A 12,536-nucleotide genomic window follows, 5' to 3' on the forward strand; every position below is an offset into this window, starting at 1 on the left:
GCGGACTAGTAGTCTGCGTGTCATGGATTGTCATGAAAACGGGCCTTGTTATTGTACGGAGGAAGAATTCTTTCTGCGCTGTTTTAGAAGCCCGCACCGTGATGAATACAAGTAGGCTGCGCAGAAGAAGGTTCCCAGCACCAGAATGATGGTTGCGCCCAGGTGCCAGCCCAGCGGGAAGGACAGGTAAAAGGCCAGCAAAGAGCCCAGTCCACCGATGATTCCGCCCCCCCAGAAGAGGTGGGAAGGCTTGTTGGTGAGCATGTACACCGTGGCGGCGGGACCGACGAGAAGCCCCAGCGTCAGGAACGCCCCCACGGCCTGGAGGGAAGAGACGAGCACCAGGATGATGAGGGTGAAGATGCCGTAGCTGATGAGGCGGGAGGGAATGCCCAGCGTGGTGGCGATGTCCGGGTCAAAGAGGTAGATCAGGATGGGGCGGCGGAAGAGAAGCAGGATCAGGACGCTGACGGAACTGATGGCGAAGGCGATCCACAGGTCGGAGTCGGACAGGCTCATGATGGAGCCGAACAGCCAGTCGTCAATTTTCTGTTGCAGGCCCAGCCGCACTAGTACGATGAAACCCGCGGCGAAGGCCGTGGTGTGCAGGATGGACAGGGCGGTATCCTGGTTCAGCCGGGACGTGCGGGAGACGAATAGGGAACCCAGGCCCACCAGCAGGGCGGCCACCACGGCCCCCGTCAGGAGGCTCCAGCGGGTGAGGCCGAAGAGGAGCACCGCCACCGCTATGCCCGGCAGCAGGGCGCAGGAGAGCGTGCCGATCTGGAGAGCCGATTTTTTCAGGATGACCAGCCCGCTGACGAAGCCGTTGGCGAAGCCGATCATGACGCATGCCAGCAGGGAGCGCTGCGCGATGGGTTCGCGGAGGAATTGAAGAAAGTCGTCCATCATGAAACTTGGGTTTCCGGTTGAGGTTCCATTCCATACGTCTCCCGGATGCGTGAGGGAGCAAGCACTTCCCCCGGGGGGCCGAAGGCGACCAGCTCGCGATTCATCAGCAGGATGGTGTCAAAAATGTCCGCCGCCGTGTTCAGGTCGTGATGGGAGGCGATGACCAGCCGTCCTTCCGCCGCCAGGGAATCCAGCAGCCGCCCCAGGGACTGGCAGGCCGGGGCGTCCAGCCCTGTGAAGGGTTCGTCCAGCAGCAGGACGTGGGCTTCCTGCGCCAGGGCGCGCGCCAGGAATGCCCGCTGCTGCTGCCCTCCGGAAAGTTCTGAAATCTGGCGGTCCGCCAGGGATTCCATGCCCAGCGCGTGAAGGGATTTTTCTACGATGTCCCGGTCATGGCGCCCGAATTTTTTCCACAGTCCCAGGGACGGATAGCGGCCCATTTCCACCAGCGCGCGGACGGTGATGGGAAAGGACCAGTCCACGTCGGAACGCTGGGGCAGGTAGGCGATTTCTCCCGGCGTATCGTGAAGAGGGCTGCCGTTCCACAGGATTTCCCCGGAATCAGGACGGAGCAGTCCGGCCAAGGCCTTGATCAGCGTGGATTTTCCCGCGCCGTTGGGGCCCATCAGGGCCAGCGTGTGGCCGCAGGTGATGGAAAAGCTGATGCCGTCCAGGGCAAGAAGGCTCCCGTAATACACGCTGAGGTTCCGCACTTCCAGCCGGTGGCGGTCCGGGTGGCTGGCATGCGCGCCCCAGCAGATGTGGTCCTGGGCGCAGTGGGGGGCTGGACTGTTTATTTCCATGAGAAGGAGTAGCTGTCGTTCAGGGAAGGGCCGAAGGACCAGCGGGTGGCGGAGGAGGACGGCCTGCCCTCCGGTTCCAGTTCCAGCGTAACGGGGGTGTCCGGCGTGCCTTCCGGCCAGCGGGCGGAAACGGTGAGCGTCACGGAGCCGTCTTCCAGCGGAAGGCCGCATTCCACTTCTTCATGCAGGCCGGGCGTCCCGGATTGCCAGAGGACACGGCCTCCATGGGAGATGGAAAGAAATTCCGGACGGTGGGCGCACCTGACCGTGATGACCGTGGGAACGTCCGCGGCCTGCGCCGCGGGGGAGGAGAGGTCCGCTTCCTGTGCTCCGGGGGTGCCTGCCGTCATGTTATAAAGGAAGAACCCCAGCAGGATGACGACTCCCAGAGTAGGGAAAAACTGGCGCAGGGGCGTGCTGGTCATGGCCTGGGGGACGGGGAAAGGGCTTCCTTGATGATGCCGACGTTTTGCTTGAACATGGACTCGAACGTATGGCCGTCCGGAGCCAGCCCGTCGGTATTGATCGGCTTGGCAACGGGGATGTTCAGGGATTTGGCGATCTCCGTGAGGCTCTTGGGGTTGGAGGAATATTCCGGGAACAGGGCCTTTACCCCGGCTGCGCGCAGCTTCTTCAGCGTGGAGGCCAGCTGGGCGGAATTGCCTTCGTCTTCACGGCTCACCCCCTGGATGCTGATGCTGCGGAAGCCGAATTCCTTGCAGAAATGGTTCATGGCCGCGTGCCCCGTCACCAGGATGCGGTCCGCTTCCGGAATGTCCGCAAGCTCCTTCCTGGCCCAGGAGGAAAGCTGGTCCATTTTTCTGTTCCACCGGGCCAGTCCGGCCTTGTAATCCTGCTCATGGGCCGGGTCCATCCGCGTGAGCGCGGCGGCCAGGGCGCGGGCGGCGCGTTTCATATTGGCCGGGGTGTGCCACCAGTGGGGATCGTTGGGGCCGTGGGCGCAGCAGTCCCCGTCGTGCCCGTGGTCATGGTCTGCGGTGTCCGCCGCCACGGGAACGTCCGGAATGGAGGCCCCCAGGTCCAGAATTTGCGCCCTGCCGCCCAGGGCGTCCTTCAACTTGGGAAGGTATGGCTCCAGATTCTTGCCGGAGGCCAGAACCAGGCGCGCCTGCCCGGCGGCGGCGATATCCTGCGGAGCGGGTTCAAAGCTGTGCAGGTTGCCGTTGGGGCGCAGCAGGTCCGCCACCTGCACGTGGCTGCCGCCGATGGCGCGGGCCATATCCCCCAGAATTGGGTGCAGGGCCGCGATTTTCAGGCCGGGGGCGTCCTGGGCCTGAAGAGTGCAGAACAGGCCCAGAAGACACAGAAAAGGAATCAGAATGCGCCGGAGCATGTTCCGCATTATGAACCGCCCTTCAAGTGATGCAATGGTCAAATTTGTCTTCCAAAGTGAGATGACGCTAACTTTTCGGGGCCTCTCCCTGGCTCTTCTTTTTGTTCCTCAGCTTCATGGTGAACTTCTGGTACAGGAAGGAGGAGATGAGCACGATGGCGGCCAGCCCCACCAGGGCTCCCACGCGGTACAGTTGCCCGAGGCTGGAAATGTCATAACAGACGACTTTCAGCAGGGTGATGCCCAGCAGGGCGAGTCCCGCCATGCGCACCCTGGAAGACCTGATGTCAAACCCCGTGGCGATCAGGCCCAGGGCAAAGAGGCTCCAGGCAATGGAAATGGTGAGGTCCTGCGCCACGCTGCTCCCGAACTGGATCATCAGCGGACGGTCTCCCGGTGCGGCGAAGCCGCAGGATATTTCCGTATTCATCCAGATGAAAAGCAGGATGGCCCCGAAAATATTCAGGGCCGCGACAAGAACGCGGAGGCCGGAGCTGCGGCCCCCCCGCAGGCGTGGCGTCACTTTCTTCTGGACCCACCAGGCTCCGGCCATGCAGCAGAAAACCATGGTGGCGAACATCGTGCGCAGGGCCGGCATTCCGGCAGGGTCAAGCTGCACGAAGGCCTGCGACAGGCCGTTGCGGACGAACAGGAAGGCCAGCAGGAAAAATCCCGTCCAGGCCAGCCTGGACAGGGGAAATTTGCCGCACAGCAGCAGAAGGGCCAGCCCTTCCAGGGACCAGGCTACGGTCAGGGGGGCGCCCGTCCACTGGAGGCCGATGGCCAGCGTCAGCATGCCGATGGCTGCTCCATAATAAAAGCAGAGGATGGCGGAACGCTTCAAAAGCGTTTCCTCCGGCAGCCGCCGCAGGGCCAGGGCCGCCAGCAGCGGAGGCGCCGCACAGGCAAGCGCGACGGTGGAATCCCAGAAATGGGTGGCCTCAGGATGGTGGGCCGTTCCGAAGAGCCACCAGGAAAGGTAGAAGAGGGGGAATGCCAGGGCGGAGGCGCTCCAGGCCAGCAAGCCGCTGCGGAACCGCCGGACCAGCAGCAGGGGCAGCAGGAAGATCGCCAGGAAAATCACCGCGGAACCGGCAGGGTGGATGTCCTGATAGGACGCCGCAATCGTGTACCCGGCCGCCGCGGCCATCAGGGCCTGCCCTCTCCGGTGCCATGCCGCCATTCCGCAGAACGTGGCCGCCGTCAGGAAAACGTAAAAAGGGGAAGGTGAAAGCGGGTGCATGACCAGCAGCCACGCGAGAGCCGCCGTGGCGAAGCAGGAAATCCTGACGCCGGGCTGAAGCTCCGCCAGGTAGGCCCCTCCGGAAGGCGTGCGTGCGGACAGCACCGCATAAGACGCCGGAATCATAAACAGGCAGAAAAGGCCCTGGAGCTGGGAGGATATCCAGAGGGCAGATTGCGAGGCTTCTTCCGCGGAAGACTGGTAAAAATAGAAAACGGTGAAAAGCCCCATGGGAAGAAAGCAGGACCAATACGTGCTTTTGGCGCGGGCCAGCGGGAGCAGGGCGATCATGGGGAGCATGCCCGCCAGCAGGAGAAGCAGGTGGGAGGAAGGGGAAAGGAACCGGAAGCTGCACTCCGCCTGAAGGCGGAATGCCGTCAGGCAGGTGACCGCAATGGCGCAGAAGGCCAGCAGGAAGGGACCTCCCTTCCGGTCCGGTTCAGCCTGCCGTGTGCCGGCATAAAGGCCGTAGCCCCCGTACAGGAGCAGGGTGCAGATGGACAGGATGACGACGGCGAGAATATGGGAGGGGCCGCCGTATTCGTCAAACCAGCCCATCAGCAGGATGGTATAGGCAGCCAGTCCGGCTCCTCCGGCTCCTGTCCACCTGGTTGCGGCCACGACGGCTAGCAACCCGGCGTTCAGGATGGTCATGTACAGGAACAGGGAGGCCGTATGGTCCTGGCCGGTGGACAGGATGACCGGGGTCAGAAAACCGCCGATGATGCCCAGGAAGGCGATTATGCGGAACCGCAGGCGCACCGCCAGGATGAAGGCCGCCGCCGTGGTGGCCGCCAGCAGAACGGTCGCGATGGCCGTCGTGAAGAAGGGAAGCTCGTAAAACATGCGTCCGGCGCAGGTAGCCAGGTACAGGACCAGGATGCCCGTGGAGGTCAGCGTGCCGGAAAGGATGGGGTACTTCTTCCTCAGCCGCGACAGGCCGGCGCCCAGCAGGCCGGCGGCAGCCAGATACGTGAGGGTTACCCTCCATTCCGGAGAAATCAGATCATTGTCAATGCTGTACTTGACGAAGAACCCGGTTCCCAGAAACAGCACAAACCCTCCTATCCAGGAGAGCAGCTTGGCGCCGATGAAGTATTCCCAGGAAAAGGACGCGGGGCGCGACGGTGCGGGCCTGGCGTTCCGGACCGGCTGCAGGCTGTGCCGGGAGGGAAGGGCGCAGGCGGGTTCCCGTACCGGGGCGGCGGCAGGAAGCGTACGGATGGGCTGCACCGGACTTTCCACAGGGGGCGGAAGGCTCTTTCTGGTTTCCGCGGGGGGCCTTTGGGGGGAGGAACGGGAATTCAGACGTTCCTTTAATCCGGAGACTTCCGTTTCCAGAGTGCGGACTTTTTGTTCCAGAGAAACGACCTGGCAGGCCTTCACAAAGGTGAAGACCATTCCGGAAAGCAGGCCGAGGACCAGCAGAAGAATGAAAAATTCCATGGGGAGGGAAGGGGTAGGGAAAATGTATTCTACACCGGAAGAATGGGACTGCAAGACGCAAAAAGGTACATGGCCGCCTGTCCTGAAAGAGCCGCACGGAACCGCCGGCTGAAGGCCGTCCCGGCGGTGGATTTCATGCGGGGGGTGGAATGGGCCAAGGCGGCACAGGAAACGTTCGCGGGGAAGAGACCGGAAGGCGCGCCGCCTGGAAGCCCCCTTCCGCGCCTTTCCCGGGTTGACGTATTGAGGAATGGGAGCGGACGGTTTTTTCTTGAGGTGGAAAGTGTTTTCTGATTCCATTATCGCGCATCATCATGAATGGTTTTCAACTTCTTCAATGTGGTTTGAGCGTGGCTGCCCTGCTGGGCGGCTCCGCCCTTGCGGCGTCACCTGCCGTGTACCCGGTTCCCCAGCAGTCCAATCTCTCCTCCCAGACGGTTGCTTTCTCCGGAAAGCCTTCCGTGGTGATTCGCTCCGCCAAGACGGCGGCCAGCAAGCTGCTGAACGGCGTTCCGGAAAAATCCGGGGCCTACAAGCTGGTCGTCTCCCCGCAGGGCAAAGTGGCCATAGGCGCCCATGACGAGCGGGGCGCTTTTTACGCCATGCAGACGCTGCGGCAGCTCGGCACGAAGGCCGGCGGCGAAGGCGTGACCTTGCCCGTAGGGGAAATCACGGACTGGCCGGACATCGAATTCCGCGGAACGGTGGAAGGCTTCTACGGCACTCCATGGAGCCATGAGGCCCGTTTGAGCCAGCTGCGCTTTTACGGCCAGAACAAGATGAACACATACATCTACGGGCCGAAGGACGATCCCTACCACTCCTCCCCCCACTGGCGGGACCCCTATCCCGCGGACCAGGCCGCCCAGATCAAGGAACTGGTGAAGGTGGCGAAGGAAAACCACGTGGACTTTGTCTGGGCCATCCACCCCGGCAAGGACATCAAGTGGACGGAAGAGGACATGAACAACGTCATCAAAAAATTTGAGATGATGTACAAGCTGGGCGTCCGGTCCTTTGCCGTGTTCTTTGACGACATCTTCGGCGAGGGAAAGAGGGGGGACATGCAGGCGCTCCTGCTCAACAAGATCAACAACGAATTCGTCAAGGTGAAAAAGGACGTCACCCCCCTGGTCATGTGTCCTACGGAGTACAACCGCGGCTGGGCGGACTCCAAGCCGGGAACCTACCTGGACATTCTGGGCGACCGTCTGGACCCCTCCATCCACGTCATGTGGACGGGGGACTCCGTCTGCCATGACATCACGCTGGAAGGCCAGCAATGGGTGAACAAGAGAATCAAGCGTCCCTCCTACGTCTGGTGGAACTTCCCCGTAACGGACTACTGCCGCTCCAACCTGTGCATGGGCCGCGTGTACGGCCTTGCCACGGAACCGGGCGCGAAGGAATCCATGGGCGGCTTCGTCTCCAACCCCATGGACAAGCCGGAGGCCTCCAAGGTCTCCCTCTTCGGCCTTGCGGACTACACCTGGAACATCAACGGCTTCAAATCGGAGGAATCCTGGAAGGAAGGCGTCAAGCGCCTGTTCCCGCAGGCGGCGGAAGCCATGCAGGTCTTTGTGAACCACAACTCCGACCAGGGGTCCAACGGCCACGGCTACCGCCGTGAGGAATCCGTGGAAATAGAACCCGTGGTCAAGCGCGTGCTGGAAGCCGCCCGGGAAGGCAAGGTGGCCAAAGCGGATACGGCCCTGCTCAAGAAGGAATTCGCCCGCATGGCCGCCGCCGCGCCCGTCATCCGGGCCAAGGCGGACAACCCCCGCTTGATGAAGGAAATCGGCGCGTGGGTGGATGCCTTTGAACAACTGGGCCGCGCCGGCCAGCATGCCGTGGCGGCGCTGGAGGAAAACAACACCAGGGACGCCGTGACCCAGCTGGTGCAGGCCACGCAGGCCCTGGCGGCCATGGACGGCATTTCCCGCCGCCACAACCAGGAAGGCCAGTTGTACCGCTCCGTGGTGAAAACCGGTTCCCGGGTGATGACCCCCGCCGTCAATGAACTGGCGGACACCGTTTCCAAAAAAGTTTTCCCCGCTATTGCGGGCACTCCGGCCCTTTCCCCCAAGCCCCTGGTCAAGGGGGGCAATATGGACAAGGCGGAACTCTTCTGTGACGGAGACCGCGGCTCCTTCTGGCATTCCGGCGCCTACGGCGAGCCGGGAGACTGGTATGGCGTGGACTACGGCATGCCGATTCCCGTGCGGAGCGTGGAAGTGCTCATGGGCCGCAATGACAAGGACGGCGACTATGTAGCCAGGGGGCAGCTGGAAGGCTCCCGGGACCTGAAAACCTGGAAGCCGCTGGGACCGGAAACCTCCGGCATGCAGGTGGTATGGAAGGCGCCCAAGCCCGTCTCACTCCGTGCCGTGCGCTACCGCGTCATTGAACCGAAGAAAACGGACAACGGTCGCGCCGTCTGGACCGCCGTGCGTGAAATAGCCGTCAACACGCCTCCTTCAGCCATGGCCGCCTCCAACGTGGCGGGGCTGGAAGGCGTCTCCGTGCAGAAATCCGACAAAATCGTGCGCATCAACCGCGTGATGGAAACGCACAAAATGAAGCCCGGCGAATTCATCTCCCTGCAATTGGAAGGCCCCACGGACGCCACCTGGCTGGAAGTCAACCTGGAACGGGATGACGTCAACTCCTGGGCGGAAGTGGAGCTGGACGTGGAAGGCTCCGCCAAGCCCGTGGTGCAGAAGCTGGACAAGCAGGGTAAAAACTTCATTGCCAGGGCGAACCAGCTCCCCAAGGGAATCAAGGGCATGAAACTGGTCAACAAAAGCGGCAAGGAACAGGACATCGTTCTGAACATGTTCAAATTTGACGTTCCCCCGTCGGACCCCGGCACCAGCCTGGTCTCCCTGAGCGACAGGAACCTGAAAACGGTTTACCGCGCCGACAAGCCGCTGGACGTGATCGTCCCCAATCTGGACAACCCCAAGGCTGCCAAGGTAGTCGTGGTAGGGTCCGCCGCCTTCGCCATCCAGGCGCGCCGCGGCGAGGGATCCTGGACGCCGGTGGGCAAGCGGAACGTCGGACCCGGAGTTTCCGAGTTTGCCATTCCGGCCGGGACCACTGCCGTGCGCCTGACCTACAAGGCCCCCCAGCCGGACGCGATCATCAATGAGGTGATCTTCTCCTCCCGGAAATAGTTATTTCAGGCGCTGATGCCTGATGCTGCGGCTCCGTCCGGATTTTCCCCGGACGGAGCTTTTCTCTTTGAAAAGATGGAAATGCAGCGTGAAGGCCGTTTCCATGCATCATGGGGGAAGGAGGAACCCGCATTCCGGCGGGAACGGCGGCCATTCTCCCGGAAACAGGTTAGGCACCTTCTTCTTCCCGCTTTGGCAGCTTGTTGTGGAAACAACCTTGACCCTGTTGGATGCGGGGCTAAAATACTGCCATGACACCGGGCTTTCATTGGACTCTCCGCCCTTCCGTGAAGGAGGATGATCCGGTCTTGAAAGCGTTTCCCGCGGAACTGCCCCTGCTGGTCAAGCAGCTTCTGCTGCAGCGCGGATTCACCGGGGGGACGGAAACGGAACTCTTTCTGGACCCCAGGCTTTCCCACCTGAGCGACCCTTTCCTGATGGGGGAAATGAGGGCCGCCGTGGAACGCATCTTCCAGGCCGTGGACGAAGGGGAAACCGTGTGCATTTACGGGGACTACGATGTGGACGGAGTCACCTCCGTGGCGCTTCTCCGGGCCATTCTGATGTCCTATGACCTGGACCCCCAGTACTTCATCCCCGTCCGTTCCCGGGAAGGGTACGGACTCAGCGAGGCGGGCATAGAGCGCTGTCTCTCCGAATGTGCGGAAAAACCCAGCCTGCTCATTACGGTGGACTGCGGCACCTCCTCCGTAAAGGAAGTGGAAATGCTCAATGGCCTGGGAATAGACGTCATCATTCTGGACCACCATGAAGCGGGGCCGCTGGGCCGGCCGGACGCCGTGGCGGTGGTCAATGCCAAAATTGAGGAAAACAGCCCGTACACCTACCTGTGCAGTGCGGGCGTGGTCTTCAAGCTGGCGCACGCCCTCCTGAAGGAGCGGAAGCTGAAAACCTTTGACCTGAAACTTTATCTGGACCTGGTGGCCGTGGCCACCGTGGCGGACATCGTCCCCCTGGTGGATGAAAACAGGATTCTGGTGCGCCACGGCCTGGGAAGGCTGGCGCACAGCCGCCATACGGGCCTGAAAACCCTGACGGAAATAGCGGGCATCCGCCCTTCCGACTCCGCCAACCACGCGGGCTTTCTGAATGCCGCGCATGTGGGCTTCAGGATAGGCCCCCGCATCAATGCCGCCGGGCGCATGGACTCCCCCATGGACGCCCTGGAACTTCTGCTGACCATGGACAACAGGCGCGCCGTGCAGCTTGCCCAGATGCTGGATTCGCACAACCGCAAGCGGCAGGAGGAAGAGGAGGCCATCCGTACGGATGCGGTGGAAATGCTCCACAACTCCTTTGACCCGGAACGGGACAACGTCATTGTGCTCGGTTCCCGCGCCTGGCATCCCGGCGTGGTAGGCATCGTAGCCTCCCAGCTCATGAGGCGGTATCACAAGCCCACCTTCGTCATCGCCTTTGATGAGAGCGGCGTAGGGAAGGGGTCCGGCCGCTCCATTCCCGGCGTATCCCTGGTTCAGGCCATCCACCACTGTGCGGATACGCTGGTTTCCGGCGGCGGCCATGACATGGCGGCGGGCCTGGTGATTGAGGAAGCCCGCATGGACGACTTCCGCCGGGCCTTCAATCGGTACGTCTCTGAAACCACGACGGAGGAACAGCGCAGCCCCGTGCTCAACATAGACATGGAAGTCTCCTTCCAGGCGCTGACGCTGGACTTGCTGGACAGCTATGAAAAGCTGGAGCCCTTCGGCAACTCCAATCCCCAGCCCCTCTTCATGAGCTCCGACGTCTTCCCCACGGAGCCGCCCAAGCGCGTGGGAACCAACCACCTGAAACTCTTCATGCGGCAGGGAATGGTGGAGCGTGACGCCATCTTCTTCAACGGGGCGGAGCGGGAACTCCCCAATCCCCCCTGGGACATCGCCTTTACGATTGACCGGAACGTGTACCGGGGCCGCGCCTCCCTGTCCATCTCCATTCAGGAAATACGCTCCCACCGGGAAATGTAGCTTCTCCTCAAGGGGGGAGTGTGCACGGTTTTTTCTGCGGAAAAAGTCATGCGTCCCGCCGTTCTTGACAAAACCGTGTCAAAAATGCATCGTCTGCCTTGTTCCCCCATTCAGGGCGGAGTTATGGTAAAAATAAGCAAGATGAACACCCTGTTCCTTCAAGGTCGTCTATTGCTGCTTCTCGGACGGTAGTCCGTGAAGATATCTTGATATGCGCCGGTGAGCCGTTCCGGCGCCAGGGAAGTAAACGGCTGGTCTTGATTTGCGCCAAAGGAATGATTCCATAACAGGAGCGTTTTCCGTGCGCAGTTTCCGAAGGAACGAACCCTTAACATTTTTTACTGTAATGAAAGAACACATACACATTTTTGATACGACGCTGAGAGACGGGGAACAGTGCCCCGGCGCGGCGATGACCGTGGAGCAGAAAATACAGGTCGCCATGCAGCTGGAAGCTCTGGGAGTGGACGTAATTGAGGCGGGCTTCCCCGTCATCTCGGACGGCGACTTCCACGCTGTCCGCACCGTGGCGGAACGCACGGAAAAAAGCCGCGTCTGCGGGCTGGCACGCTGCGTGGAGAAGGACATCGTTGCCGCCCATGAGGCGTTGAAGGCTGCCGGAGACCGGGAACGCATCCATCTGGTGGTGGCCACGTCCCCCATCCACCGGAAATACAAGCTGGAAAAAAGCCGGGGGCAAATCAGGGAAATGGCTGTCAAGGCCGTCGCCATGGCTTCCGGATTATGCGGGGAAGTGCAGTTCTCCGCGGAGGACGCCTCCCGAACGGAGCCGGAATTCCTGGCGGAAATGGTGGAAGCCGTGATTGATGCGGGCGCCGCCGTCGTCAACATTCCGGATACGGTGGGTTACACGATGCCGGAGGAATACTACCGCCTGATTTCCTACCTGAAATCCAATGTTCCCAATGTGAGCCGCGCCAGGCTGTCCGTCCACTGCCATGACGACATGGGAATGGCCGTAGCCAATTCCCTGGCAGCCATCCGCGCCGGAGCGCAGCAGGTGGAGGGCACTATCAACGGCATTGGTGAACGGGCCGGAAACACCGCTCTGGAGGAAGTCGTCATGGCGCTGCATTCCCGTCCGGATTTCTTTTCCGGCGCGGGGACCGGAATCCGGACGAAGGAACTGGTGAGGACCAGCCGCATGGTGGCCGCCATGAGCGGGTTGCCCGTCTCGCGCTCCAAGGCTGTGGTTGGGGCGAACGCCTTTGCCCACGGTTCCGGCATTCATCAGGACGGCGTTCTGAAGAACCGGAGCACTTATGAAATCATGGATCCGGAGGAAATTGGCTGGGGAGCTACGGAACTGCCCCTGACCAAGCATTCCGGGAGGCATGCCGTGAAAATGCGCCTGGATGCGCTGGGCTTCTCCGTTCCGGATACGGACATGCCGCGCCTGTTTGAACTGTTCAAGCAGCGTGGGGATCAGTGCAAGTTCGTGTATGACGACGACCTGGCCGCCATGGTGAACGCCATTCATGCGTAAATCTCCGCCGTCCGGAAATTCTCCTCAGGATTTCCGGGCGGCGTTTTACAGGAAAAGGGAATTCCATGTAAAAACACGAGTTCTATATGAGGCACGGAGAGATG

General features: G+C 61.6%; 8 protein-coding genes. 3 read left to right on the forward strand and 5 right to left on the reverse strand.

Going from position 1 to position 12,536, the window contains the following annotated elements; translation table 11 throughout:
• Nucleotides 1-48 precede the first annotated feature (48 nt).
• The 5 genes from HJW02_RS06830 to HJW02_RS06850 form a co-directional block, all read right to left on the reverse strand.
• Complete coding sequence (locus HJW02_RS06830) at nt 49-912, reverse strand: metal ABC transporter permease (protein WP_022397028.1); 864 nt, start codon at nt 910-912, stop codon at nt 49-51.
• Nucleotides 909-1,715 carry a metal ABC transporter ATP-binding protein gene (locus tag HJW02_RS06835; RefSeq protein ID WP_218957705.1) on the reverse strand — a complete coding sequence of 269 codons (807 nt, stop codon included), beginning with the start codon at nt 1,713-1,715 and terminating at the stop codon, nt 909-911. Before HJW02_RS06835 ends, HJW02_RS06830 begins: the two co-directional genes overlap by 4 nt.
• Nucleotides 1,706-2,140: a hypothetical protein gene (locus tag HJW02_RS06840; protein ID WP_102721372.1), complete on the reverse strand. Its 435-nt coding sequence runs from the start codon at nt 2,138-2,140 to the stop codon at nt 1,706-1,708. Before HJW02_RS06840 ends, HJW02_RS06835 begins: the two co-directional genes overlap by 10 nt.
• Nucleotides 2,137-3,069, reverse strand: coding sequence for a metal ABC transporter substrate-binding protein (locus tag HJW02_RS06845; RefSeq protein WP_180971530.1), 933 nt, complete (start codon nt 3,067-3,069; stop codon nt 2,137-2,139). Before HJW02_RS06845 ends, HJW02_RS06840 begins: the two co-directional genes overlap by 4 nt.
• Nucleotides 3,070-3,136: 67 nt before the next feature.
• Complete coding sequence (locus HJW02_RS06850) at nt 3,137-5,758, reverse strand: DUF2339 domain-containing protein (RefSeq protein ID WP_180971776.1); 2,622 nt, start codon at nt 5,756-5,758, stop codon at nt 3,137-3,139.
• Nucleotides 5,759-6,072: 314 nt separating this feature from the next.
• On the opposite strand from HJW02_RS06850, the gene HJW02_RS06855 reads away from it, so the two are divergent.
• From HJW02_RS06855 to HJW02_RS06865, 3 genes are all read left to right on the forward strand, one after another.
• Nucleotides 6,073-8,934: a beta-N-acetylglucosaminidase domain-containing protein gene (locus tag HJW02_RS06855; RefSeq protein ID WP_102721374.1), complete on the forward strand. Its 2,862-nt coding sequence runs from the start codon at nt 6,073-6,075 to the stop codon at nt 8,932-8,934.
• A gap of 308 nt (nt 8,935-9,242) precedes the next feature.
• Nucleotides 9,243-10,925, forward strand: coding sequence for a single-stranded-DNA-specific exonuclease RecJ (gene recJ / locus HJW02_RS06860; protein WP_243760000.1), 1,683 nt, complete (start codon nt 9,243-9,245; stop codon nt 10,923-10,925).
• A gap of 346 nt (nt 10,926-11,271) precedes the next feature.
• Entirely contained in the window at nt 11,272-12,432 is a 1,161-nt protein-coding gene (locus HJW02_RS06865; protein WP_102721376.1) for a 2-isopropylmalate synthase, read from the forward strand.
• Nucleotides 12,433-12,536 lie beyond the last annotated feature (104 nt).

This window comes from Akkermansia sp. GGCC_0220, assembly GCF_017566105.1.
GTDB lineage: Bacteria > Verrucomicrobiota > Verrucomicrobiia > Verrucomicrobiales > Akkermansiaceae > Akkermansia > Akkermansia massiliensis.

Bases quoted from the DNA above. Each gene is read 5' to 3' on its own strand.
- HJW02_RS06855 (WP_102721374.1), top strand. From the start codon at position 6,073: ATGAATGGTTTTCAACTTCTTCAATGTGGTTTGAGCGTGGCTGCCCTG.
- HJW02_RS06865 (WP_102721376.1), top strand. From the start codon at position 11,272: ATGAAAGAACACATACACATTTTTGATACGACGCTGAGAGACGGGGAA.
- HJW02_RS06840 (WP_102721372.1), bottom strand. From the start codon at position 2,140: ATGACCAGCACGCCCCTGCGCCAGTTTTTCCCTACTCTGGGAGTCGTC.
- HJW02_RS06830 (WP_022397028.1), bottom strand. From the start codon at position 912: ATGATGGACGACTTTCTTCAATTCCTCCGCGAACCCATCGCGCAGCGC.
- HJW02_RS06850 (WP_180971776.1), bottom strand. From the start codon at position 5,758: ATGGAATTTTTCATTCTTCTGCTGGTCCTCGGCCTGCTTTCCGGAATG.
- HJW02_RS06845 (WP_180971530.1), bottom strand. From the start codon at position 3,069: ATGCTCCGGCGCATTCTGATTCCTTTTCTGTGTCTTCTGGGCCTGTTC.
- HJW02_RS06835 (WP_218957705.1), bottom strand. From the start codon at position 1,715: ATGGAAATAAACAGTCCAGCCCCCCACTGCGCCCAGGACCACATCTGC.